General features: G+C 67.5%; 16 protein-coding genes. 10 read left to right on the forward strand and 6 right to left on the reverse strand.

Going from position 1 to position 24,702, the window contains the following annotated elements:
- Positions 1-71 precede the first annotated feature (71 nt).
- The 3 genes from ACW175_RS12610 (at position 72) to ACW175_RS12620 (ending at position 3,140) form a co-directional block, all read left to right on the forward strand.
- Positions 72-545, forward strand: coding sequence for a DUF4126 family protein (locus tag ACW175_RS12610; protein ID WP_492104791.1), 474 nt, complete (start codon positions 72-74; stop codon positions 543-545).
- 2 nt (positions 546-547) lie between these two features.
- The gene (locus ACW175_RS12615; protein ID WP_492104792.1) at positions 548-1,930 is read left to right on the forward strand and encodes an FAD-containing oxidoreductase; all 1,383 of its coding nucleotides are present in this window, start codon (positions 548-550) and stop codon (positions 1,928-1,930) included.
- A 130-nt stretch (positions 1,931-2,060) separates the two neighbouring features.
- Positions 2,061-3,140: an alkene reductase gene (locus tag ACW175_RS12620; protein ID WP_492104793.1), complete on the forward strand. Its 1,080-nt coding sequence runs from the start codon at positions 2,061-2,063 to the stop codon at positions 3,138-3,140.
- Between the two features lie 22 nt (positions 3,141-3,162).
- On the opposite strand, the gene ACW175_RS12625 is transcribed toward ACW175_RS12620, so the two are convergent.
- Positions 3,163-4,806, reverse strand: a complete 1,644-nt coding sequence (locus ACW175_RS12625) for an NAD(P)/FAD-dependent oxidoreductase (RefSeq protein WP_492104794.1) — start codon at positions 4,804-4,806, stop codon at positions 3,163-3,165.
- A 237-nt stretch (positions 4,807-5,043) separates the two neighbouring features.
- Here ACW175_RS12625 and ACW175_RS12630 point away from each other — a divergent pair, with 237 nt between their 5' ends.
- The 5 genes from ACW175_RS12630 to ACW175_RS12650 all read left to right on the forward strand — a co-directional run bounded on the left by ACW175_RS12630 (position 5,044) and on the right by ACW175_RS12650 (position 13,700).
- Complete coding sequence (locus ACW175_RS12630; RefSeq protein ID WP_492104795.1) at positions 5,044-7,761, forward strand: TonB-dependent receptor; 2,718 nt, start codon at positions 5,044-5,046, stop codon at positions 7,759-7,761.
- 255 nt (positions 7,762-8,016) lie between these two features.
- Positions 8,017-10,938, forward strand: a complete 2,922-nt coding sequence (locus tag ACW175_RS12635; protein ID WP_492104796.1) for a TonB-dependent receptor — start codon at positions 8,017-8,019, stop codon at positions 10,936-10,938.
- A gap of 100 nt (positions 10,939-11,038) precedes the next feature.
- The gene (locus ACW175_RS12640) at positions 11,039-11,560 is read left to right on the forward strand and encodes an RNA polymerase sigma factor (protein ID WP_492104797.1); all 522 of its coding nucleotides are present in this window, start codon (positions 11,039-11,041) and stop codon (positions 11,558-11,560) included.
- Entirely contained in the window at positions 11,550-12,533 is a 984-nt protein-coding gene (locus ACW175_RS12645; RefSeq protein ID WP_492104798.1) for a FecR family protein, read from the forward strand. The genes ACW175_RS12640 and ACW175_RS12645 overlap by 11 nt, the downstream gene beginning before the upstream one ends.
- A 99-nt stretch (positions 12,534-12,632) precedes the next feature.
- Positions 12,633-13,700 (forward strand): NAD(P)H-dependent flavin oxidoreductase, encoded by a 1,068-nt coding sequence (locus ACW175_RS12650; RefSeq protein WP_492104799.1) that lies wholly within the window; start codon positions 12,633-12,635, stop codon positions 13,698-13,700.
- Positions 13,701-13,832: 132 nt separating this feature from the next.
- Here ACW175_RS12650 and ACW175_RS12655 read toward each other — a convergent pair whose 3' ends face one another.
- From ACW175_RS12655 to ACW175_RS12675, 5 genes are all read right to left on the reverse strand, one after another.
- Positions 13,833-14,531, reverse strand: coding sequence for an FABP family protein (locus ACW175_RS12655; protein ID WP_492104800.1), 699 nt, complete (start codon positions 14,529-14,531; stop codon positions 13,833-13,835).
- A 99-nt stretch (positions 14,532-14,630) separates the two neighbouring features.
- Positions 14,631-15,257, reverse strand: coding sequence for a glutathione S-transferase family protein (locus ACW175_RS12660; RefSeq protein ID WP_492104801.1), 627 nt, complete (start codon positions 15,255-15,257; stop codon positions 14,631-14,633).
- A gap of 130 nt (positions 15,258-15,387) precedes the next feature.
- Positions 15,388-16,734: a hypothetical protein gene (locus ACW175_RS12665; protein WP_492104802.1), complete on the reverse strand. Its 1,347-nt coding sequence runs from the start codon at positions 16,732-16,734 to the stop codon at positions 15,388-15,390.
- An 83-nt stretch (positions 16,735-16,817) separates the two neighbouring features.
- Positions 16,818-19,880, reverse strand: coding sequence for a TonB-dependent receptor domain-containing protein (locus tag ACW175_RS12670; protein ID WP_492104803.1), 3,063 nt, complete (start codon positions 19,878-19,880; stop codon positions 16,818-16,820).
- A gap of 54 nt (positions 19,881-19,934) precedes the next feature.
- Positions 19,935-21,269: a dicarboxylate/amino acid:cation symporter gene (locus tag ACW175_RS12675; protein ID WP_492104955.1), complete on the reverse strand. Its 1,335-nt coding sequence runs from the start codon at positions 21,267-21,269 to the stop codon at positions 19,935-19,937.
- A gap of 252 nt (positions 21,270-21,521) precedes the next feature.
- Here ACW175_RS12675 and ACW175_RS12680 point away from each other — a divergent pair, with 252 nt between their 5' ends.
- Together ACW175_RS12680 and ACW175_RS12685 are read left to right on the forward strand one after the other, a co-directional pair.
- Positions 21,522-23,354 carry a sensor histidine kinase gene (locus ACW175_RS12680; protein ID WP_492104804.1) on the forward strand — a complete coding sequence of 611 codons (1,833 nt, stop codon included), beginning with the start codon at positions 21,522-21,524 and terminating at the stop codon, positions 23,352-23,354.
- Positions 23,354-24,700, forward strand: coding sequence for a sigma-54-dependent transcriptional regulator (locus ACW175_RS12685; RefSeq protein ID WP_492104805.1), 1,347 nt, complete (start codon positions 23,354-23,356; stop codon positions 24,698-24,700). Before ACW175_RS12680 ends, ACW175_RS12685 begins: the two co-directional genes overlap by 1 nt.
- Positions 24,701-24,702: the final 2 nt, after the last annotated feature.

Here is a 24,702-nt window from a genome sequence, read left to right on the forward strand (position 1 = left end):
CCGCGTAGGCCCTTGCGGTCAGGTTGCAAGGCAAGCCAGTCTCGGCGCCTCGATGTAAGGGGGAGTCTTCCATGTTGCTCTACGTTTTCGCTTTGCTGATCGGCGTGATCGCCGGGCTGCGCGCCATGACCGCGCCAGCGGCCGCGGCTTGGGCCGCCCGTCTGGGCTGGCTGCCGCTGGCCGGCTATCCGCTGGCCTGGCTGGGCGGACTGGCTCCGGTCCTGGTCCTCAGCACCCTGGCCGCGCTGGAGCTGATCGCCGACCAGCATCCCAAGACGCCTAGCCGCAAGGTCCCGCAACAGTTCATCGCCCGCGTGCTCACCGGCGCCTTCGCCGGCGCGGCCCTGATGATGCCCGGCACCCACTGGCTGCGCGGCATGGTCCTCGGCGCTGTCGGCGCTGTGATCGGCACGTTCGTCGGCGCCGACGTCCGCGGTCGCCTGGCGGCCAGATTCGGCAAGGACAAGCCCGCCGCGATCATCGAGGACATCGTCGCCGTCGTCGGCGCCTTCGCGATCTTCTTCCTGGCCAAGGCCGCGATCTGACCATGGCCGCCGCTGAAACCTTCGACGCCATCATCATCGGGGCCGGTCAGGCTGGTCCTTCGCTGGCCGGTCGCCTCAGCGCCGCCGGCTGGACCGTGGCGATGGTCGAGCGCAAGGATTTCGGCGGCACCTGCGTCAACACCGGCTGCATGCCGACCAAGACCCTGGTCGCCAGCGCCTATGCCGCGCATCTGGCGCGCCGCGCGGCGGACTATGGCGTCGTCCTCCAGGGCCACGTCGGCGTCGACATGAAGCGGGTCAAGGATCGCCAGCAAACCGTGGTCCGCAACGCCCGCGGCGGCGTCGAGAAATGGTTGCGCGGCATGAAGGGCGTCACGGTCGTGGAGGGCCACGCCCGCTTCGAGAGCGCCGACACCGTCCGCGTCGGCGAGCGCCTGCTGACCGCGCCGAAGATCTTTCTCAACGTCGGCGGCCGGGCCAACGCCCCGGACATGCCCGGGATCGGCGACATCGACTACCTGACCAATGTCGGAATGATGCAGCTCGATACGCTGCCCGAGCATTTGGTCATCGTCGGCGGCAGCTATATCGGGCTCGAGTTCGCCCAGATGTTCCGCCGCTTCGGCAGCCAGGTGACCGTGGTCGAGATGGGCCCGCGCCTGATCGGCCGTGAGGATCCGGAGATCTCCGATACGGTTCGCGAGATCCTCGAAGCCGAGGGCGTCACCGTCCGCCTCAACGCCGAGTGCATCAGCTTCAGCACCTGCCCCGAGGGCTACTGCGTCCACGTCACCTGCGAGGCCGGCGCGCCACAGGTGACCGGCTCGCACGTGCTGCTCGCGGTGGGCCGCAAGCCCAACACCGACGACCTGAGCCTGGAGGCGGCCGGGATCGCGACCGACAAACGAGGCTATGTCGTGGTCGACGACCATTTGAAGACCAATGTCCCGGGGATCTGGGCGATGGGCGACTGCAACGGCAAGGGCGCCTTTACCCACACCGCCTATAACGATTTCGAGATCATCGCCGCCAACCTGCTTGATGATGACCCGCGCAAGGTCAGCGACCGAATCACCTGCTACGGCCTGTTCATCGACCCGCCGCTGGGCCGCGTCGGCATGACCGAGGCGGAGGCCAAGGCCACCGGCCGCCCGCTGCTGGTCGGCCAGCGTCCGATGACCCGCGTCGGCCGCGCCGTCGAAAAGGGCGAGACGCAGGGCTTCATGAAGGTGGTGGTCGACGCCGAGACCAAAGAGATCCTCGGCGCCGCGATCCTGGGGCTGAACGGCGACGAGGTCGTCCATGGCATGCTGGACCTGATGTACGCCAAGGCCCCCTACACGGTGATTTCGCGGGCGGTGCACATCCACCCGACGGTGTCGGAACTGGTTCCGACGATGCTGCAAGACCTCAAGCCACTTTAGATTTTTAGATTTCACCGCTTCGCTTTCAGACGAAATCGATCCTGTTGCGATTGCGATACGAGACCTCGTCCCCACCTAGCTTCGCAGACGCCGACGGAGGGTCGGCGCCCCGCTCTAGGGACAAGTCTTCATGCCTAACCTGTTCGACCCGCTGCGCGTCGGCGCTCTTGAACTGCCCAACCGCGTCGTCATGGCGCCGCTGACCCGCCTGCGCGCCGGGCCGACCCGCATTCCCAACGCCTTGATGGCCGACTACTACGCCCAGCGCGCCTCGGCCGGCCTGTTGATCACCGAAGGCGTGCCGGTGAGCCCGCAAGGCGTCGGCTATGCCGGCGTGCCCGGCATCTGGTCGAAGGAGCAGGTCGAGGGCTGGAAGCAGGTGACCAGGGCCGTGCACGACAAGGGCGGCCGCATCTTCATGCAGATCTGGCACGTCGGCCGGATCTCCGACCCCGAGCACCTGAACGGCGCACTCCCGGTCGGCCCCAGCGCCATCGCCGCCAAGGGCCATGTCAGCCTGCTGCGTCCCGAGCGCCCCTACCCGACCCCGCGCGCCCTGACGACCGAGGAAGTCGGCGGCGTGGTCGAAGCCTTCCGACAAGGCGCCCAGAACGCCAAGGACGCCGGCTTCGATGGCGTGCAGTTGCACGGCGCCAATGGCTACCTGCTCGACCAGTTCCTGCAGGACGGTTCCAACCAGCGCACCGACCAATATGGCGGCCCGATCGAGAACCGCGCCCGCCTGCTGCTGGAAGCCACCGACGCGGCGATCTCGGTGTTCGGCGCCGACCGCGTCGGCGTCCACCTGGCGCCGCGCGCCGACAGCCACGGCATCAGCGACAGCGACCTGCCGGCCACCTTCGGCTATGTCGCCAAGGCCTTGGGTGAGCGCAAGATCGCCTTCATCTCGGCCCGCGAGCATGAAGCCGCCGACAGCCTGGGCCCGGCGCTGAAGGCCGCGTTCGGGGGCGTCTATATCGCCAACGAGAAGTTCGACCTCGACAGCGCCAATGCGGCGATCGCCGCCGGAAACGCCGATGCGGTCATGTTCGGCAAGGCCTATATCGCCAACCCGGACCTGGTGGAGCGCCTGCAAAAGCGCGCGCCGCTCAACGCACCCGATCCGACGACCTTCTATGGCTTCGCCAACGGGGCCAAGGGTTATACGGACTACCCCACGCTCGAGCAGGTCAGCGAACCGGCCGAGTAGCCGATACTGTCCCCGCGATGGCTCAGGTCGTCGCGGGGATCAGCCCTTCGGCAAGATAGGCCCGCGCCACGGCCTCGGCGACCTTGATGCCGTCGACCGCCGCCGAGAGGATGCCGCCGGCATAGCCCGCGCCCTCGCCGGCCGGGAACAGGCCCGCGGTGTTGAGACTTTGGAAGTCCTTGCCCCGGGTGATCCGGATCGGCGAGGACGTCCGGGTCTCGACGCCCGTCAGCAACACGTCCGGATGGTCGTAGCCGGCGATCTGGCGGCCGAAGACCGGCAGCGCCTCGCGCATGGCCTCGATCACGAAGTCCGGCAGGCAGGTCGATAGGTCCGTCAGCGTCACGCCCGGCTTGTAGGACGGCGCGACCTCGCCCAGGTCCGTCGAGGCTTGCCCCGCCATGAAGTCACCGACCTTCTGGGCCGGGGCGGCGTAGCTGGAGCCGCCCGCCACGTAGGCCAGGCTCTCCCACTTGCGCTGGAACTCGATCCCGGCCAGCGGATGGCCCGGATAATCGCGTTCGGGATCGATGCCGACCACGAAGCCGGAATTGGCGTTCCGCTCGTTGCGCGAATACTGGCTCATGCCGTTGGTGACGACCCGGCCGGGCTCCGAGGTCGCCGCCACCACCGTGCCGCCCGGGCACATGCAGAAGCTGTAGACGGTGCGGCCGTTCTTGCAGTGATGCGAGAGGCTGTAGTCCGCCGCGCCCAGGTCGGGGTGGCCGGCGCAGGTCCCAAACCGCGCCTTGTCCATCCACGATTGCGGATGCTCGATGCGCACGCCGATCGAGAACGGCTTGGCCTCGATATGGACGCCGCGATCGTGCAGGACTTCAAAGGTGTCGCGCGCGCTGTGACCCAGGGCCATGACCACGTGCGTCGTCGCCATGTAGCCCCCGCCGGCGATGTGCAGGCCCTTCAGCCGGCGCACGCCGTCCGCGTTGACCGCGATGTCGAAGTCCTCGACCTTGTGCCGCCAGCGATACTCGCCGCCCAGGCTCTCGATCAGCGCGCGCATCTGCTCGACCATGTGGACAAGGCGGAAGGTGCCGATATGCGGATGGGCCTCGGTCAGGATCTCTTCCGGCGCGCCCGCCTTGACGAACTCCTCCAGCACCTTGCGGCCCAGGAAGCGCGGATCCTTGATCTGGCTGTAGAGCTTGCCGTCAGAGAAGGTCCCCGCCCCGCCCTCGCCGAACTGGACGTTGGACTCTGGGTTCAGCTCGCTCTTGCGCCACAGGCCCCAGGTGTCCTTGGTCCGCTCACGCACGACCTTGCCGCGATCGATGATGATCGGCTTCAGGCCCATCTGCGCCAGGATCAGCCCGGCGAACAGGCCGCAGGGACCCGCGCCGATCACCACCGGGCGCGGGCCGTCGAAGCCCTCGGGGGCCTTGGCCACGAACCGGTATTCGGTATCGGGCGTGACGCGAACATGGTGGTCGCCCGTGAAACGCGCCAGCACGGCCGCCTCGTCGCGTAGCGCCACGTCGACCGAATAGACCATCAGGATCGCGGCCTTGCGGCGCGCGTCGTGAGCGCGGCGCGCGACCGAGAAGCTGACTAGGTCGCCCTCGGCGATCCCCAGGCGCGCGACGATGGCAGGCTTCATGGCCTCCGGCGGATGGCCGAGCGGCAGCTTCAGTTCCGAAATACGCAGCATGGCCGGCGTCTTAGCCAAAAGAGGGCTCGCGCGCCATCAAGATGCGCATCTTCAGCGCCCCAACCAAAGCCATCCGGACAAGGATGGTTCACGGCAATCGTCGCAAACACTTCATAAAATTCCGATCCCGAAAGCTGTCCCCGCCGCGCCCTCAGCCGCCTCTCCCCGCCTGACGACCGGCGGGGAAGCCTCCCCGTCCCGTCATCGCTCAAGCGGAAACCGCAAGGGATCGGGGCCATGCTCAAAGTCACCAAGTTCAACCTTCTGACCACGACGGCGCTGACCGTCGCCGTGCTGGGTGCGACCGCCCAGGCGCACGCCGCCGAGACGCCGGCTGCCTCCGCGCCGGCTGCCAGCGACGCCTCGGAAGTCGACGCCATCGTCGTCACTGGTTTCCGCGACAGCCTGCTGCACGCCCGCGACCTGAAGCGCAAAGCCGTCGGCGCCGTCGACGTGATCGTCTCCGAAGACATCGCCGCCTTCCCCGACCTGAACTTGGCGGAATCGCTGCAGCGCGTGCCCGGCGTGACCATCTCCCGCGACAGCGGCGAAGGCCGTCAGATCACCTTGCGCGGCCTAGGCCCCGACTTCACCCGCACCCAGCTGAACGGCATGGAAGTGCTGGGCAACACCGCTTCGGGCATGGACAACCGCGGCGGCGTCAGCCGTTCGCGCGCCTTCGACTTCAGCCTGTTCGCCTCGGAACTGTTCGACCGCGTGACGGTGCAGAAGTCGTACGCCTCGGAACAGGACGAAGGCGGCATCGGCGGCACCGTGCAGCTCCAGACCGCCAAGCCGTTCGACTATCCGGGATTCAAGGCCGTGCTGTCGGCCAAGGGCCAGCGCAACAGCAACGCCAACGACAAGATCACGCCGCGCGTGGTCGGCCTGATCTCCAACCGCTGGGGCGACTTCGGAGCCCTGGCCTCGATCGCCTATGGCGAGACCGACTCCAACGAGTTCGGCTATCGCAGCTATAATTGGGGTCCGATCCGCGGCAATCCCGGCAACATCGGTTCGGGCGTCAGCGCCGCCGACGCCGCCAAGCTGACGGCCGCAACGGCGACCGTCTACGCCCCGCAGGCCAACACCTATTCGACCTGGTTCGACCACCGCAAGCGACTGGGCGCGACCCTGGCCCTGCAGTATGAGCCCGGCGACAAGCTGAAGCTGGCCTTCGACGGCCTGTACAGCCAGCTGGAAAACAGCCGCCAGAACTTCTCGCTGGCCACCTCGGGCGTCAACAGCCTGACCGGCAACATCACCGGCACGCAGGTGATGCAGTCGGCCGTGATCCAGGGCAACACCCTGATGGCCGCCAGCTACACCGGCGTCGACATCCGCAGCGAGTTCAACCGCGAGGAAGACAAGACCAAGTTCTACCAGCTCGGCCTGAGCGGTTCGTACCAGGCTACCGACAGGTTGCTGCTGTCGGGCCTGATCGGTTACTCGAAGTCGGACTACGCTCTGCCGGTCTTCGACAAGGTGTTCCTGGAATCCAAGAACTACGCCTTCAGCTTCGACGACCGTCCGAGCATGCCGGTCAACACCTACGGCCCCGGCCTGACCGACCCGGCCAAGTGGGACCTGATGCGCATGGACACCCAGGAGAACAGAATCTCCTCGGAATACACCAACGCCAAGTTCGACGTCGCCTTCGCGGCCAACGAGATTTCCACCCTGAAGGGCGGCGTCTCCTACAAGAAGTTCCAGAACTACGGCGCTCAGTGGGGCGACAAACAGTTCCGCAACGTCCCGGCCAACACCAAAATCCCGGACAATCTCAAGCTGGTCCTGCCGTTCAAGTCGCTGGGCGCCTACATCGTCGGCGACGTCGATCCGGTCTATGCCCAGATTGGCCAGACCCGTGACCTGCAAGCCCAGGGCGCGAAGTACGCGACCCCCGGCACCGCCTTCACGGTCACCGAGGAGACCAAGGCGGCCTATCTGCAGTACGACCTGAACACCGAGATCCTAGGCAAGGGCGTGCGCGCCAACGCCGGCGTGCGCTACTACTCGACCGACCTGAGCTCGGACGGCACGCTGAACACCGGCACCAGCCTGCAGCCGGTGTCGATCAAGCACAAGTACAACGGCTGGCTGCCGGCCCTGAACGTGGCCGTCGACGTCAACGAAGGCATGGTCGCCCGCTTCAGCGCCAACCGCGACATCAGCCGCCCGGCCTTGGGCGACCTGGCCGCCGCCGGTTCGCTGACCACCGCCCCCTTCGGTGGCACGATCAGCACTGGTAACCCGAACCTGACGCCGTTCACCTCGGACTCGATCGAAGGCTCGCTGGAGTTCTACGACGGCAAGGTCGGGTCGTTCACGATCGGCGTCTTCTACAAGAAGCTGAAGTCGTTCATCACGTCGCAGACCAGCATCATGCCCTATTCGCAAACGGGCTTTCCGCTGTCGTTCCTGCTGCCGGGCCAGGACGGTACGATCCTGTACAATGTCAGCCGCCCGGTGAACGGCCCCGGCGCCGACATCCAGGGCCTGGAAGCCTCGTTCCAGCGTGACTTCGACTTCCTGCCGGCTCCGTTCAACCACCTGGGCGTCGTGGCCAACGGCACCTATGCCGACGGCTCCTCGCCGGTGATCATCAGCGGCCAGTCGGTGACACTGCCGCTGTTCCAGCTGTCGAAGTACTCGGCCAACGCTACCATTTATTACGAGACGGATGCCTGGGGCATGCGCCTGTCGACCGCCTATCGGGACCAGTACCTGGACGGCGCCGGCGGCAACGGCAACATCGGCAGCGGCGTCAAGGCGACCAACAACATCGACTTCGCCGCCCACTACAACGTCCTGCCCAAGCTGAAGCTGACCCTGGAAGGCATCAACCTCTCCAACCAGCACAGCATCCAGTTCACCGACGTCACCGCCAAGCGGACGACGGTGAACGTCAGCAGCGGTCGCACCATCCTGATCGGCGCGACCTACGAGTTCTAACCCCTTACCAAGAGACCCCTTGAACTGGGCCGCCGTCCCCTCCCGGATGGCGGCCCTCCTTTTTTGCGAGCGGCGAGCCCGACGTTGCCGTTGGGCCACGTTCAGACGCACGGATAGATCCGTCCACAGAACCTTCAAATTAGTGACATGCGTCCTTTGTAGGGGTTCGCGCGGGCGCCTGAAGCTTTACTGGCCGCCGTTGTGAGGACCCTTATGGCGGGACGGCGCGCCTGGCTGTCGCGATCAGGTCCAGTCATGGCCGGTTCGATGCTGGCCCTGGCCGCCGTGGCGCCCGTGCGCGCCGAAGCGCCGAAGCGCTTCGATATCCCGGGCGGCGAGCTCAGCCAGGCGCTGAACGCCTTCTCCCACCAGGCCGACATCCCGGTCATGACCCTGGCCGACATCCGCCGTCGCACCAGCCGCGGCGTGCGCGGCTTGCTGACCCCCGAGCAGGCGTTGAACCGCCTGATCGACGGCCAGAACCTGCGCGCCCTGGCGGCCGGGGGCGGCTATGTCCTGCGGGAAGCGGTCGCCGCCCCGCCCGCTTCAGTTCCCACCGCGCCTCGCCACGTATCGCCGCCCGAGGCGCCGACGCAGGTCGACCAGGTCATCGTCACCGGCTTCCGCGAGACCCTGCTGCACGCGCGCGACCTTAAGCGGCGCGCGGCCGGGGCCCAGGAGGTGATCCTGGCCGAAGACATCGCCGCCTTTCCGGACCTCAATCTCGCCGAGTCCCTGCAGCGCGTACCCGGCATGACCATCTCGCGCGACACCGGCGAAGGACGCCAGATCGCGCTGCGCGGCCTCGGTCCCGACTTTACCCGCGCCCAGCTGAACGGCATGGAGGTCTCGGCCTCCACCGCCTCGGGCATGGACAATCGCGGCTCGGTCAGCCGCACCCGGGCCTTCGACTATTCGATCTTCGCCAGCGAACTGTTCAACAAGGTCACCGTCTGGAAGTCCTACGCGGTCGACCAGGATGAAGGCGGCATCGGCGGCACGGTCGAACTGCGTACCGCCAAACCCTTCGACTATCCGGACGAAAAGCTGGCCTTCTCGGCCAAGGCCTTGAACAACAGCGCCACCGGCGTGGTCAGCCCGCGCATCGCGGCCCTGGCCTCGCGCCGCTGGGGCTATGTCGGCGCGCTGGTCTCCGTGGCCTATAGCGAGAACGACGCCAACGAGTACGGCTATCGCAATTGGGGCTGGTCGCCGGTGACCTTCGGCGCCGCCAATATCGACCCCGGCGTGGCGGGCGAGGTCGCCGACCGCCTACTGGCCACCGGCCCCAACCGGGTCGTCGCCCCGATGGCCGAGAGCTATTCGACCTGGTTCGACCACCGCGAGCGGTTGGGCGTCACCCTGTCACTGCAATACGAGCCGGCCGACCGGGTGAAGCTGGGCGCCGACCTCCTCTACGGACGACTCTCCAACGATCGCGACGAGTTCTCGCTGGCGGCGGCCGGCGACAATCCGCTGACCGGCGACGTCAAGGGGACCCAACGCCTGAGGGCCGCGGAGATCCGAGGCGACAGCCTCGTCTATGCCGACTATTCCGGTGGCGTCGATCTGCGCAGCGAGCACAAACGCTCGGAAGACACGACCGTCTTCCTGCAGGGCGCGCTCAATGGCGAGATCCAGGCCAGCGACCGCCTGCGCCTGCGCGGGGCGGCCGGCTATTCGAAGTCGGATTTCGAAGGACCGGTCTTCGACAAGATCTTCCTGCAGGCCACCGACAAGGCCTTCGCCTACGACCTGCGCGGCGGCGATGCGGCCGCGAACAGCCGCTACGGCTTCGACCCAGCCGATCCGACCCAGTGGAGCCTCATGCGGGCAGACACCCGCGAGGACCAGGTCGTCAACCAGTTCACCACCGGTCGCCTCGATTTCGACTACCAAGCCGCGCCGGCCCTGACGATCGAGGGCGGCGTCCAGTACAAATCGTTCCGCAACGACGGCTACACCCGCCGCGGCCGCGCCGACTATCCGACCGGTAGCCCCGCGCCGCGGGCGGTCAAGGAACTGGTCTTCGAAAAATCGCTGCGCCCCTACATCGTCGGCGACATCGACGCGACCTTCGCGCGCCTCGCCGTCAACCGCGACCTGACCGAGGCCGACGACATGCCGGGCTCGCACTATTCCCTCCGCGAGAAGACCTGGGCCGCCTATCTGATGGCGCGGGTCAACAGCGTGGTGGGCGACAAGCCCTGGCGCGGCGATTTCGGCTTCCGCTACTACGCCACGGACCTGACCTCGGTCGGCATGGTCAATACCGGGACCAAACTGGAGCCCGCATCTATCCACAGCCACTATGATGGCGTGTTACCCGCCCTGAACCTGGCGGTCGACCTCTCGTCACGTGTCGTCGCCCGCGTCTCGGCCAACCGCAACATCAGTCGGCCCAGCCTCGCGGACCTGCGTGCGGCCGGCAATGTCAACTCGGCCCCGTTCGGCGGAACCATCGCGGCGGGCAATCCGAACCTGCGCCCATTCCTGGCCGACGCGGTGGAGGGCGCGCTGGAGGTTTACCAGGGCCGCGGCGGCTCTTTCGCCGTCAGCCTGTTCTACAAGCGGATGGACTCGTTCATCACCACCGCGACCAGCGCCGTGCGTTATGGCTCGACCGGCTATCCGCTGGCGTTCCTGTCGCCCGGCAACGGCCCCGACACGGTCTACACCTTCGTGCGGCCGGTGAACGGAGACGGGGCCTCGATCAAGGGGATCGAGTTGGCCTGGCAGCGCGACTTCACGTTCATGCCCGCCCCCTTCGACAAGCTGGGCTTCGTCGGCAACGTCACCCACGCCGCCGGACGCTCTAACGTGCTGATCGAGGACCGCTCGATCGACCTGGACCTGTTCCAGTTGTCGAAGTGGACCTCGAACGCGACGCTCTACTACGAGACGGCGCGCTGGGGCGCGCGGGTCTCGTCCGCCTATCGCTCGGGCTATCTGGACGGCGCGGGCAGTCCCGGCTCGATTGGCTCGGGCTACAAGGCGTCGAACAACATCGACTTCGCCGCTCACTACAACACGGCCGACGGGCTGCGGATCGTGCTGGAGGGCGTCAACCTCACTGACGCGCCGATCACCCAATACAGCGACATCACCGAGAAACGCCTGACCGCCCGCACCGTCAGCGGCCGCACCTTCACCCTCGGCGTGACGTACGAGTTTTGACGGGCGGACTCTGATGCCGAAACATTTTCTGTCCCCGTTCGCGCGGCTCGCGCCTCCTCCCTCCATGGACGCGTGCACGACCATGCCGACTGGAAGCGCCATGAATGACGTCCTCGCGGCGCTGCGGCCCCACGAGCGCAAGCTCGCGGCCTATATCGTGCGGCGGTCCAAGGACCCGGCGCGCGCCGAGGACATCCTGCAGGAGACCCTCTTGGCGGTGTTGCGCCAGGCGCGAAAGCAGGAGATCGCCCAGCCGCTGGCCTATGCCTACCGAGTGGCGGACTCGCTGATCTACGCCCAGGCCCGCCGCGACCGGCGCGAGGAGCCGATCGGCGACGAGGACTTCGGCTGCGACCTGCCCCTGCCGGACGCGGTGCTGGAGCACAAGCAGCGAGCCGCTGTGTTCGAGAAGGCGCTCAAGCGCCTTTCGCCGCTGCGCCGCGACATCTTCATCCGCCGTCATATCGACGGCCAGTCCAGACAAGCCATCGCCGATGATCTTCGGATCAATGTGGAGGCCGTCAAGAAACACCTCGTGCGGGCCATGACGGAATTGGCCGGCGCGATGCAGGACGCGGCGGTCAACGCCGCGCGAGAAGGGAGCCGCCAGGATGCGCGCTAACGACAACTGGCGCCTGCCGTCCGACGAGGATCTCGAGATCGCCGCCGACTGGGCCGATCGCCTGCCCGACCTGACGCAAACCGAACGGGCCGAACTGGAAGCCTGGCTGGCCGGCGCGCCCGGCCGCGCCGCCGCCTTCGCCCTCATGCGCGACACCCAGCGCGACACCGCCCTGCTGGACGCCGCGGAGCGGGTGCGCACCGCGCCCGCCAAGACGCGACACCTGCGCATGGGCCTCATCGCCGCCGGCGTCGTCTTGGTCGCGGGGCTATCCGCCACGGTGCTGATGGGTCCGTACCTGAGTGAAAAACCGATCGATCTGGCCACCCCGGTTGGGGCGCGCGCCGAGCATCGGATGAGCGACACGTCCGTGATCACCCTGGCCGCCGACACCGGCGTCTCGGTACGCTATAGCCGCGCCGCCCGCGACGTGGCCCTGAACAAGGGTGACGCGGTGTTCGACGTCGCCAAGGACGCCAAGCGCCCCTTCCGGGTCCAGGCCGGCGACACGCAGGTGACCGCCGTCGGCACCACCTTCGAGGTCGAGCTGGTCAGCGACGCCGTCCAGGTGCGCGTGTTCGACGGCGTGGTGCGGGTCAATCGCGAAGGGGCCGAGCGCCGAGTCGGCAAGGGCGAGTGGCTGATGCTGGTCGCCGACCGCGCGCCGGTCCAGGGCCGCCTGGGCGCCGACAGCTACCAGGCCTGGCGCTCGGACTGGCTGGACGCCGACGCCCTGCCGCTAAAGTACGTGATCGCCCGCCTCAACCGCTACACCGCCCAGAGCGTGGCCCTGCATGACGCGGCCCTGGGCGAGTTGAAGGTCAGCGGCCGCTTCAAGCTGGATCGCCCCGCCGAGTCCCTGGCCATGATCGCCGCGGCGCTGGACATGCGGGCCGAGCCGGACGGTCGCAAGGTCTATCTCTCGCCCCGGCAGACCCCTACTCATCACGCGACGCGCCCCCCGGCGATCTAGCGCAGCGCGGACGAACGCCTATGTTCCAGCGGCGCTCCGCGTTCGGTCGGGACGCGATCAGCGCCGTGAACGCCGCGCTCGAGGAACTGGACAAGGCCTATGAGCAGCATCCTGCCACGGATCGGCGTGCGGCTTCCGATCGTGCAAGCGCCCATGGCGGGAACGTCGACACCGGCTCTGGCCGCGGCGGTCACCAACGCAGGAGCCCTCGGCTCGATCAGCGTCGGCGCGGTCCAGGCCGCCAAGGCCGGCGAAATGATCGGCGCGCTGAAGGCGCTGACCGATGGCCCATTCAACGTCAATGTCTTCACCCACCAGCCGGCCGAAGCCAATCCGGTCCGCGAGCGCGCCTGGACTGAGGCTTTGCGCCCGCTCTTCGCGGCCTATGGGGCCGAGCCGCCGACGACGCTGAGGGAGATCTATACCAGCTTCAACGTCGACGCGGCGATGCTGGAGACCCTGCTGGCGGCGCGGCCCGCCGTGGTCAGCTTCCACTTCGGCCTGCCGCCCGCGCCCGTCATCCAACGACTGAAGGCCGCGGGGATCGTCCTGCTGGCCAGCGCCACCAACCTGGACGAAGGCCGCGCCATCGAGCGCGTCGGTGTCGATGCGGTGGTGGCCCAGGGCTGGGAGGCCGGCGGCCATCGCGGCGTCTTCGATCCGGCCGCGCCGGACCCGCAACTCGGTGCGTTCGCGCTGACCCGACTACTGGTGCGCGAGCTCTCGATCCCGATCATCGCCGCTGGCGGCATCATGGATGGCGCCGGCATCGCCGCCGCCCTCGACTTGGGAGCCCAGGCCGCCCAGCTTGGCACGGCCTTCATCGCTTCACCGGAATCCAGCGCCGACGCCTATCACCGCGCGGCTCTGCTGGGCCCCGGCGCCGCGGCCACCGAGATGACCCGGCTGATTTCCGGCCGACTTGCGCGCTCCTTGCCCAATCGCTTCACGGCCTTGAAAGACGCGCTGCAGGACGTCGTCCCGCCCGACTATCCGATCGCCTATGACGCGGGCAAAGCGCTGGAGGCCGCCGCCCGGGCCAAAGGCGAAGGCGGCTTCGGCGCCCAGTGGGCCGGCCAGGGCGCGCCATTGGCCCGCGCTCTGCCCGCCGCCGACCTGATCGCGACCTTGGCGGCCGAGCTCGAAGCGGCGCGGAGAGCGCGCTGATCGCTCGCCGCGGGCGTTGTCGCCAATCCCTGGCGCTGAAGCGCCGCTGAGCTGACGAGCTGCAAATCACCGCCGTGCCAGACATCCAGAGCAAGGCCGGCGCCGTCGCTCGACCTTCGTCGCGGCCTTGGGTTAGCCTTCGACCGGCTCGCCGATCGCGATGAAGCCGTGGGCCTGGCTTCGCGTCGCCTCGCCGGTGGTGATGCGCATCAGGGGGTTTGGCCGCGGCTCGGAGACCTTGGTCAGGGTGTTGCGGTCAACATGACGGAACGGCGCGGTGCGGCCACGGACCTGCAGCATGGTTGTGGAGACGTACGACCAACCGCCATCGGCCTCGAACTTCACGTCCAGTTGGTAGGAATCCGTCCGGAACGCCCATTCGAGGAAATCGGTCGAGCAGATGCCGTAGCCCGGTCCGCCTCGCTCGGCGCGGACCATCAGGCCCGAACCGTCCTCGCTGGCCCGGCCGGCCGCGAGCGCCACCTGGCCGCGCGGAATGGCCAGGGTCTGCAGGATCAGACCCGTCGCCGGCTCGTACAGCCAGTAGCCGATCTGGTCGTGGAAGGTGGTTTCCTCGTCCGAGGCGACGATGTGGACGTGGTAGCGCAGGCCGTAGAACAGCTGCGGGCCGTTCGCCTGAGGATCGATCGGCTGCATCTCGATACGCTCGAGAAAGTCGCGCCGCTCGGGCCCTTCGGCCTTCGGGTTGAGGTCGACGCCCTTGAGGCCCTCCCATACGCCGGCCAGGCGACGCAGCGGCCCCAGATTGGCCAACGCATCCGGATCGACGTCCGAGGGCTCGGTGAAGATGTCGTCGGGGAAATTGATCATGCCGGCCTCTGGTGACGCTTACCCCGGCTCTAGCGGCCCGGGCGCGCCGGTCAAGCCGAAGAGCGGGCGAACTCTGCCGCAGAGCAAGGAATTCATCGCCTAAGCCACCTCGGCCTCCTGCGCCGCCTTGGCCGCCAGGAACCCCGGCCGCGCGGCCAGACGCTCCCAATAGGCGGCGACCTCCGGACTGAACTTCTGATCCAGGCCCAGGGTGCGAGCCAGCAGCAGCGCATAGCCGACACACAGGTCGGCCGTCGTGAACCGGCCGGCGCACAGCCATTCCCGGTCTGCCAGGGCGCGGGTCAGATGGCGCAGGCGCGACAGGAACCACTGGGCGTAGTCGTCGGCGGCCTGCTTCAGCCGACGCTCCTCGGGCTCCAGCCGCGTGTAACGCAGCACAATCGTCTGAGGGAACGTCAGCGTCGCCTCGCCACGATGCATCCAGTCCAGCCACAGGCCGTAATCCGGCTCATCGACCCCAACCGCCAGCGGCGTAGGGCCATGGCGCGTGGCCAGGTACTGCGGGATCGCGGCCGACTCGGTCATCCGCGTCTCGCCGTCGACCAGCAGCGGAATGGTGCCGAGCGGGTTCCGCGCCAGATATTCGGGCGCCAGGAAGCGCGGCGGGAAGGGCAAGATGTGCAGGCGATAGGCCAGCCCCATCTCCTCCAGCGTCCACAGAACGCGGAACGATCGCGCGTCATGGCAGTGATAGAGTTCGATCACCCGGGTCCCCTCGCCTAGTCCCGCAATCGCCATCCGAAGGCGATGCGGGCAATCTCGTTGCGGCGATCGTACAACAAGAATTTGAGATTGACCGCCTGCCCGCGGCTTCACGCCCCCGGCGGCCGGGCGCCTAGTTGAGGCCCGGCTTGGCGCGCGGATAGCTGCGGGTCGACAGCGCCGGGACCTTGTAGCCGACCTGGAAGTGGCAGGCCTCGCCATAGGTCTTCACGGCCTCGGCGCAGCCGGCGGCCAGGGTCGCGGGGCTGGGCCTGGTTCCCTGCTCGATCCAGGCGGTCATGGCGCGCAACAAGGCCGCGTATTCGGGCGTTGCGAGCTTGGAGTGCTCATGCTCGTCGGTGAACGACTGGACCAATAGGTCGCTCTTGCCAGCCTTGGCGACGGTATCATGGAACACCTGTTCCAGTTCAACGAAGGCGGTCGGATCGTCGATGGCGTGCATCGTCAGGGTCGGGACCAGCAGTTGGCCGGTCAGGTCGCTGTCCTCGGCCAACTCGCGTACGCCTTCGAGATCGGCACTGAAGCGGATCACGCCCCTGTTCAGCGCCTTGTCGTCGTCCGAGCCCCGGTAGACCACGCCGACATTGGTGAAGGGGTTCTTGCCATCCAGCCGCTTGTTGACCATGTCGGCGAAGGTAAAAGTGGCCCAGCCCAGGTGGCTGCCCAGGGTTCGCTCGGGGATCCTGGTCACCGCCAGGATATTGGCCAGGTTGCGCTTCTGCTGGGCCGTGCGCTGGCCGGCGGGCAGGTCGACACCGGTGCAAGCGTTGACGCGCGCGTCCAGGTCCTTGTTGGTCAGTTTCGAGCCGACCGGCTGGCCTTGCCAGAGCGGATACTGGGTCTCGCCCTTCTCCGGGTGGTTGCCGCAATAGTACTGGTAGACGGCCCGCAGGTCGGCGCGGAAGTCGTAGGCGCGCGTGCCGCCCGAGACCACGCCGCTGGTCAGGATGACGCCGTCATAAATGAGCTTGCCCTCGGCGTCCTTGCCGTAGAGTTCGGCGGTCTTGGCCGCGACATTGCCGCCCCATGACTGGCCGTGCAGCACCGTGCGCTTGGGCCGACCGTAGGTCTCCCAGAACAGCTTGCGCAGGTTGTCGCTGTCCTCGGCCGCCGAGCGAACGCCGTAGCCTTCGCGACGATAGTTCGAACCGGCCCAGGCATAGCCCTCGACGACGGTGATGGCAAAGCGCTGCAGATCCTCGATCGCGTCGTCGGGCTTGGGCTTCTTCAGACGCGGCCCGCCGTGAGTGTGCAGGATGAGTGTCCCGTTCCAGGCCTTTGGAATGGCGATCCAATAGTAGGCGCCGTTCATGTCCCGGCCCGCCACGCACTTGGTCTCGTCCGGCAGGCCCTCGGGACAGGGCTTGGCGGCCGGAGCTTCCGCATGGGCCGCGCCGGCGGCAAGAGCCAGGCCAAAGGCCAGAACGGCGCCCGAGCATTTGGGGGACAGCTTCATCATCGGCGGAGACCTCGGCACGCGAACAGGAAGGAAGCCGGCCGCTCCAGGGGGAGGACTTTGGAGCGGCCGGGGCGAACTCAGCCTCAGAACGACTTGCTGACGCTGAGATACCAGTAGCGGGCATAGGGGTTGTAGAGCGAGCCGATGAAGCCCGACGACGACAGCGGCGGATCCTTGTCGAACAGGTTGCGCGCGCCGACCCGGATGCGGGTGTCGTTGGCCCAGCCCGTCTGCTCGAAGCGATATTGGGCATAGAGGTTGACCGTGGTCAGAGGCTCCACGCGCCATGGCTCGCCCGTGGTCGACAGAAAATCGGTGTCCAGCACCGCGCCGGTGTAGATCACCGAGGCGCCGATCTGGACCGGACCGCCGCGCCAGGTAGTCGTGCCGCTCCACTTCCACTTCGGCTTGCCATTCCGCTTCAAGAGGTCGCCCGGATCGGTCAGCGGCGTGGCCGGGTTGATCGTCCCAGCGGCGCGGGCGGCGAACAGGTCTGCGATCGGCGGGGCCAATTCCTGCGAGAACTTGTCCATGTAGGTGCCATCAATATTGGCGCTGAAGCGGCCCAGCTTGTCGGTGCGCAGGGTCCAGTTCAGGCCGAAGTCGATGCCGCTGACGGTCTGGGGCTGCAGGTTCTTGAACTGGTCGCGGATCTCCAGGATCTGGCCGACCGGCGTCAGGCCCGTGCCGTTGAAGAAAGCGACGTCGTCCACCGTCGGAGCGGCGCGGATGACGTTGGCGTTTGTCGTGCCCGTCAGGCGGAACAGGTAGTCTTGAACCGCCGCGTTGGTCGAACCCAGGGTGCCGACGATGCCTTGCTGCTTTATCTGCCAGCGATCGACCGTGACCGTGAAGCGACCGAACTGCTCGGGGATGAAGGTCGGCTGGAGCACCATACCCACCGAATAGCTCTCGCTCTCCTCGGCCTTCAGGTTTGGGTTGCCGGCGGTGGTGAAGCGGATGCCCACGCCGCGCGTGCAGGCGCTGAAGGTCGAGATGCGGCCAGCCCGCAGGTCGGCCTCGCAGCGGTAGAAGTCGGTGACGGTGTTGGTCCGCGAATAGGCGAACGGGTTGGTCGTCTCCAGGTTCGGGGCGCGGAAACCCTTCTGCCAGGAGCCGCGGAAGCGGACGCCGTCGACCACGTCCCATGCGAAGGCCACCTTCGGCTTCGCGACCGAACCGAAGTCGCTGTAGTTCTCGTAACGGCCGGCCAACTGGAGATCGATGCGGCGAACCAGCGGGATGTTCATCTCCGGCGAGACCAGCGGCAGGGCGAACTCCACGAAGGCCGACCCGACATCGCGCGACCCCTTGGTGCTGGGGGTGTCGTTGACGCCGGTGACGTTGCTGTTGCTCGTGTTGCCGGTCACCGGGTCGGTGAAGGGTGTGCGGCCGTCCAGCTGCGGGTCGCGGCGGTCCTGCTGGGTCTCATGACGGAACTCGATGCCGGCCGCGACGCCGACATCGCCTGACCAGATGGTCAGCAGGTCCGGTTTGGAGACCTTGAAGTCGGCCAGCGTCAGGGTGGTGGTCGAGTGGCGCTTCAGGCGGAAGCGAATGGCGTCCAGCGCGGCTTTCGAGCTGGGCGTGCAGTCTCGACCGCCCGTGCCGTCCAGGCAACCGCCGTTGAACGGGTTGTAGGCGTCGGGGGTCGACAGCGCCAGTTGGGCGGCCAGCTTCTTGCTGTCGATGCCGTCGCTCTCGTCCTTGGCGTCGGCCTTCGAATAGAGCAGCGCCGAGTCCCAGGACCAGCCCCACTTCTCACCTTTCAGCCCGCCCAGGAAGCGGGTCTGATAGTTCTCGACCTCGACCTTGCTCGGACCCAAATCGTTGAATCGATAGTTGGTGAAGGTCACCGGCAAGCCTGTGACCGGCACGTTGGTCAAGCCCGGCAGGCGGTTGGGATTGACCGTGCCATTGGCGAAGGTCACAGGACCGAAGGGATTCCAGTAGTTGCTGGCCGGCACGCCGATGACCACCAGGCTGGTACCCTGGGTGGTGAGCCCCTCGGACTTGGCGTGATAGAAGCCGAGCTCTCCATAGGCCGTTAGGTTGTCGCTGATGTCATAGTGGCCGTTCAGGAACAGGTTCTGACGCTCGATCCGCGGCTGAACCGTCGTCGCATCGTTCTGCGGCGCGTTGTATCGGTAGGCGTTGGCGGTGCTGCCGGTCGCCAGGTTGCCAGTTCCCAGGCACAGGCCGTTGCCGATCTGGGTGGCGCAGCCGGCGATGGTGTTGGGCTGGACGTGGGTCGCGCCGGCGGCCGTGGTCAGCGCCGTCGCGCCCTGCCGGATGACGCCCGGGCCGCCGAACACCGTGAAGTTGGCGAACGAGTTCTGGTTGCCGCGATTATCCGGCGCGGCGCTGGCGGCATAGTCCGGATAGCCGGCGAACAGAGAGCGCAGGTCCTGGGTCGCGGTATACGGCCGATCGCTGGGGCGCTGAGCCGTGCGCCAAGTGAAGTTGCCGTTCAGCGAGATGTTGCCGCGGCCCTCGGCGAAGTTGCGACCGGCGAAGATGTTGCTGGTGTATTCCTTGCGATGCGTGCCCTCGGCCCACCCGTATTGGGTGTCGACGGTCAGGCCGTCGAAGTCGCTCCGCAGCACGGTGTTGACCACGCCGGCCACGGCGTCCGCGCCATAGATCGCGGCGGCCCCGTCACGCAGGATTTCCAGGCGCTCCAGGTTCGAGGTCGGGATGGCGTTGGCATTGTAGCCCAACAGCGGCACGGTGCCCGAGGATTGGCTGGTCGGGTGCGAGACCAGTCGGCGGCCATTCAGCAGCACCAGGGTGTTGCCCACGCCCAGGCTGCGCAGGTTGATCGAATTGACGTCGCCGCGCGTCGAGTTGCTGGTCTGGGCCGCGTTGCTAGGGTTGATGAAGACATCGCCCATCGCCGGGATCGAACGGAACAGGTCATCGCCCGAGACCGCGCCGGTGGCGGCGATCTGATTGTTGTCCAGCACGGTGACCGGTAGGGCGGCCGTGGTCTTGGCGCCCTTGATCTGGCTGCCAACGACGACGATCTCTTCGACCTTGGTGTCGGCGGCTTCCTGGGCGGCGGCGGTGGTGGCCGCCAGCAGGCTGACGACGGCGACACTTTGGATGAGATGGCGGCGGTAGCCGCGGAGGGTTTGGTACGTCACGTTTAGCTCCCCAATTTTCTTGTTCTGAGTAGGCTTTGAGTTTGACCCGGCGCCCTAGGGGCGCGCGGGGTCCGCGATGGGACCGCCGGCGGCAGGCGGGTGTTTCTTCGGGTTCAAGGCCGCGTTGAGGGCCGCGACATCCAGGCCCCTCTCCCAGCGCGAGACGACGATCGCCGCCACAGCGTTGCCGGTGAAGTTGGTCAAGGCGCGGCACTCGGACATGAAGCGGTCCACGCCCAGGATCAGGGCCATGCCGGCCACCGGGACCGAAGGCACGACCGACAGGGTAGCGGCCAGGGTGATGAAGCCGGCGCCGGTCACCCCCGCCGCGCCCTTCGAGCTCAGCATGGCCACGCCCAGCAGCAGCGCCTGCTGCTCCCACGACAGGTGGACACCGGTGGCCTGGGCGATGAACAGCGCCGCCAGGGTCATGTAGATGTTGGTGCCGTCCAGATTGAACGAGTAGCCCAGCGGGACGACGAGACCGACGACCGACTTCGGGCAGCCGGCCTTTTCCAGCTTCTCGATCAGGCTGGGCAGAGCGGCCTCCGACGAACTGGTGCCCAGCACCAGAAGCAGCTCGGCCTTGAGGTAGCGGATCAGGCTGAAGATCGAGAAGCCGTTGGCGACGCCCACGGCGCCCAGCACCACCACCACGAACAGCGCCGAGGTCAGGTAGAATGTCCCAACCAGCATCGCCAGGTTCGCCACCGAGGCGATGCCGTACTTGCCGATCGTGAAGGCGAAGGCCCCGAACGCGCCGATAGGGGCGGCCTTCATCACGATGTGCACGAACTTGAAGAACGCCTGAGCGATCAGCTCCAGGAAGTCGACGACGGGACGGGCCGGCTCGCCGACCAGGGTCAGCGACAGGCCAAACAGGATCGAGATCAGCAGCACCTGCAGGATCTCGCCGTCGGCGAAGGCGCCGACCACGGTGTCCGGGATGATGTGCATCAAGAAGCCGACGATGGTCTGGTCATGCGCCTTGGCGGCGTATTCGGCGACCTTGTCGGTCTTCAGGGTGGCCGGATCGATGTTCATTCCCGCGCCCGGCTGGACGACATTGGCGACGATCAGGCCGACGACCAGGGCCAGGGTCGAGAAGACCAGGAAGTAGAGCAGCGCCTTGATCGCCACGCGGCCCACCTTCTCCAGGTCGCGCATGCCGGCGATGCCAGTCACCACGGTGAGGAAGATCACCGGAGCGATGACCATCTTCACCAGCTTGATGAAGGCGTCGCCCAGCGGCTTAAGCGACTGGCCGATTTCCGGATAGTAGTGGCCGATGGCGCCGCCCAGGACGATGGCGAGCAGCACCTGGAAATAGAGATGCTGGAAGAACGGCTTGGATCGTTCAGGGGCTCGCGCGGGCGCGGCCGGTTGGATCGTCTTCACTAGCGCCTCTTGGACTGACCGTAACGGCCGCGTTTCCACCCCGCGCCCTTTGCCAGGACGCCTGGATAGACGATCCTTTCAGGCGGAAGTCCGCGCAAGCGGCCTGAAGAAAAGCCACAAGACATTGCTTCTGTTAGATATTTTACTTTGGCCAACGGCGCCATTCGCCCCGTCGCCAGCGAAAATCCCCACACAAAATCCTGAATTTGTGCGAAAATCCGCACAAAGCCTGGAAGGCCGCGAATGACGATCGTACGGCCGCCAGACCTCGCCGACCCGATCGTGCGCCGCTGGGCGGCCTATTTCGCGGTGAGCGTGATGATCCTGGCCGCAATTGTCGGTTTCGCGGGCGCGGTCGCCGAACGGCGCGCCCAAGCCGACCTGGCGCGCCAGGCCAAGACCTCCGCCACACTCCACGCAGCCGTGCTGCGCAGCGAGCTGGCCAAGCATCGCTCCCTGCCCTTCGTGCTGGCCCAGGACCCAGACGTCGCCCAAACCCTGCGCTCGGCGGATTCGCGCGGCATCGACGCCCTGAACCGCAAGCTGGAGACCTTGAGCGGCGGCACCCGGGCGGCGGTGATCTATGTGTTGAACGCCAAGGGCACGACAATAGCCGCCAGTAACTGGCGCGAACCGACCAGCTTCGTCGGCTCCGACTACAGCTTCCGCCCCTACTTCAAGGAGGCCAGCGCGAACGGCGTCGCCGAACTGTTCGCCCTCGGCACCGTCAGCCGCCGGCCGGGCCTGTTCATGTCCCGTCGCGTCGAGGGGCGCGAGGGCATGCTGGGCGTCGTGGTCGTGAAGGTCGAGTTCGAGGCGATGGAGGCCGAATGGTCTGCCGCCGAACCCGCGTTCGTCGCCGATCCGCGCGGCGTGATCTTGGTGACCTCCATCCCGGACTGGCGGTTCTCGACCCTCACTCCCCTGCCCCACGCCGAGCAGGAGCAGTTGCGCACCGAGCACCGCTTCGGCGACGCCCCGTTCGCGGTTCTGAAGGTCGCGCCCGCGCCCATGGCCGGCCGCCCGCCAATCCTCACTACGGCGGCGGCGGATGGCGACACGCGCTTCATGGTCGCCAGCGCCGACCTTGGAGTCGCCGGCTGGACAGTCTTCACCTTTACGCCCGCGGGTGAAGCCTTGCGCGCCGCCGTCGCCGGGGCGCGCGCCATCGCCCTGCTGATCGGCCTCATCGTCTGCGGCATTGCCTTCGCCATCCTGCGCTGGCGTGGCCAGGCGAGCATTCGCGCCGCCCGCCAGGAGGCCGCAAGGCTGGAGCTGGAGGCCCGCGTCGCCGAGCGGACCACCGAACTACGCCAGACCAACCAGCGACTAGTCGTCGAGATCGAGGAACGTCGCCGCGCAGAGGCCCACGTCCATCTGATGCAGGACGAGCTAGTCCAGTCCAACAAGCTGGCTACCCTGGGCCAGATCGCAGCGGGCGTGGCGCATGAGATCAACCAGCCGGTGGCCGCGATCCGCGCCTATGCCGACAATGCCGCCGCCTTCCTGGACCGCGCCGACCAAAAGACCGCCAAGGCCAATCTGGGCCTTATCGCCGGCCTGACCGAGCGCATCGGCCTGATCACCGACGAGTTGCGCGCCTTCGCCCGCAAGTCCAGCGCGCCCGCAGCGCCCGTGACTGTACGCGAAGCCGTCGACGGCGCCCTGCTGCTGGTCGGTCCACGCGTGCGCCAGCAGCACGTCCGGGTCATCCGCGACGAGGCCGACGAGGCGGCCCGGGTGATGGGCGAGCGCTTCCGGCTGGAGCAGGTGCTGGTCAACCTGCTGCAGAACGCACTGGAGGCGCTGGAGGGCACGTCCGATCCGGAGATCCGGGTTCAGGTGGTGGTCAAGCGCTCGCAAGTGCGGATCGTGGTCGCCGACAACGGCCCCGGCGTCACGCCCGAAGCGGCCAAGAGCCTTTTCACGCCCTTCGCGACCACCAAGCCGCGCGGGCTTGGCCTGGGCCTGGTGATCAGCCGCGACATCGTCGCCGAGTTCCGCGGCGAGCTTTCCCTGGAGCCCGCCCCCGGCGGCGCCCGCTTCGTCATGTCCCTTCCCAAGGCGCGCACCTGATGCTTGCTTCCGTCAACCAAGTGGCCTTCATCGACGACGACGACGTGCTGCGCGACGCCAATGTCCAGACCCTGCGGCTGGCCGGGTTCGAGGTCATGGCCTTCGCGGCCGCCGAGGTGGCGCTAGCCGCCCTGCCCGCCGGTTTCCCGGGCGTGGTGGTCAGCGACATCCGTATGCCGGGCCTGGATGGCCGCCAGTTGTTTCGTCGGCTCAAGGTCCGGGACGAGGACCTGCCCGTCATCCTGATCACCGGCCACGCCGACGTCTCGGAGGCGGTCGAGGCCATGCACGACGGCGTCTACGACTTCGTGGCCAAGCCTTATGCCCCGGACCGCCTGGTCAGCAGCGTCCGGCGGGCGATGGAGAAGCGACGACTGGTGCTGGAGAACCGGTCCTTACGCACCCTGGCCGTCGAGGCCCAAAGCGACTGGCCCCTGATCGGCCAGACGGCGATCATGGAGCGCCTGCGCGCCACGCTGCGACAACTGGCTAACGCCGACGTTGACGTGCTGCTGGAGGGCGAGACCGGGGTCGGCAAGGAATTGGCCGCCCGCGCCCTACACGCCTGGGGTCGCCGCCGCGATCGGGAGTTCGTCGCCGTCGACTGCGCCGCCCTGCCCGCCGTCGCCCTGGACAGCGAATTGTTCGGCCACGAACTGGGCGCATTCAGCGGCGCGGTGCGCCAGCGGGCCGGGCGCATCCAGCAGGCCGATCGCGGCACCCTGTTCCTCGACGAGATCGAGACCCTGGCGCCCGAAGCGCAGGGCAAGTTCCTGCGCGTGCTTGAAGAGCGGGAAGTCACGCCGATGGGCTCCAACCGGCCTCAGACGCTGGATCTGCGCGTCGTCGCCGCCGCCAAGTCGGACCTGTCGGACGCCGTGGTCGCCGGAACATTCCGCGAGGACCTGTTCCACCGCCTGGACGTCGTGCGCATCCGCATCCCGCCGCTGCGCGAGCGGCGCGAGGATGTGCCGCTCCTGTTCGCCCACTTCCTGGCTCGGGCCTGCGAGCGGCTGGAGGGCGAGCCGCCCAAGATCGACGACAAGATCCGCTGGCGGCTCTACAACCACGACTGGCCCGGCAATGTCCGCGAACTCGGCCACTACGCCCAGCGGGTGGCGCTAGGCCTGGCGGACCAGGGCGGCGATGCGCGGGCGGATCCTCAGCCGCCCCTGCCGGCGCGCGTCGCCACCTACGAGGCGCACCTGATCGAGGAGGCCCTAGCGGCCTGCGAAGGCGATGTCCGCAAGGCGCTGGAGGTCCTGCGCATTCCGCGCAAGACCTTCTACGACAAGATCGAGCGCCACGGCATCGACCTAGCCCGGCATCGCCGCCGGTCGCGCTAGCC

The sequence above is a fragment of the Caulobacter sp. FV1ye6ST genome (genome assembly GCF_058681225.1).

What these genes read in the sequence shown, in the direction of transcription:
- ACW175_RS12665 (WP_492104802.1), bottom strand. Translation starts at nt 16,734, where the DNA reads ATGATGAAGCTGTCCCCCAAATGCTCGGGCGCCGTTCTGGCCTTTGGC.
- ACW175_RS12645 (WP_492104798.1), top strand. Translation starts at nt 11,550, where the DNA reads ATGCGCGCTAACGACAACTGGCGCCTGCCGTCCGACGAGGATCTCGAG.
- ACW175_RS12635 (WP_492104796.1), top strand. Translation starts at nt 8,017, where the DNA reads ATGGCCGGTTCGATGCTGGCCCTGGCCGCCGTGGCGCCCGTGCGCGCC.
- ACW175_RS12685 (WP_492104805.1), top strand. Translation starts at nt 23,354, where the DNA reads ATGCTTGCTTCCGTCAACCAAGTGGCCTTCATCGACGACGACGACGTG.
- ACW175_RS12640 (WP_492104797.1), top strand. Translation starts at nt 11,039, where the DNA reads ATGAATGACGTCCTCGCGGCGCTGCGGCCCCACGAGCGCAAGCTCGCG.
- ACW175_RS12625 (WP_492104794.1), bottom strand. Translation starts at nt 4,806, where the DNA reads ATGCTGCGTATTTCGGAACTGAAGCTGCCGCTCGGCCATCCGCCGGAG.
- ACW175_RS12655 (WP_492104800.1), bottom strand. Translation starts at nt 14,531, where the DNA reads ATGATCAATTTCCCCGACGACATCTTCACCGAGCCCTCGGACGTCGAT.
- ACW175_RS12650 (WP_492104799.1), top strand. Translation starts at nt 12,633, where the DNA reads ATGAGCAGCATCCTGCCACGGATCGGCGTGCGGCTTCCGATCGTGCAA.
- ACW175_RS12680 (WP_492104804.1), top strand. Translation starts at nt 21,522, where the DNA reads ATGACGATCGTACGGCCGCCAGACCTCGCCGACCCGATCGTGCGCCGC.
- ACW175_RS12630 (WP_492104795.1), top strand. Translation starts at nt 5,044, where the DNA reads ATGCTCAAAGTCACCAAGTTCAACCTTCTGACCACGACGGCGCTGACC.
- ACW175_RS12620 (WP_492104793.1), top strand. Translation starts at nt 2,061, where the DNA reads ATGCCTAACCTGTTCGACCCGCTGCGCGTCGGCGCTCTTGAACTGCCC.
- ACW175_RS12615 (WP_492104792.1), top strand. Translation starts at nt 548, where the DNA reads ATGGCCGCCGCTGAAACCTTCGACGCCATCATCATCGGGGCCGGTCAG.
- ACW175_RS12610 (WP_492104791.1), top strand. Translation starts at nt 72, where the DNA reads ATGTTGCTCTACGTTTTCGCTTTGCTGATCGGCGTGATCGCCGGGCTG.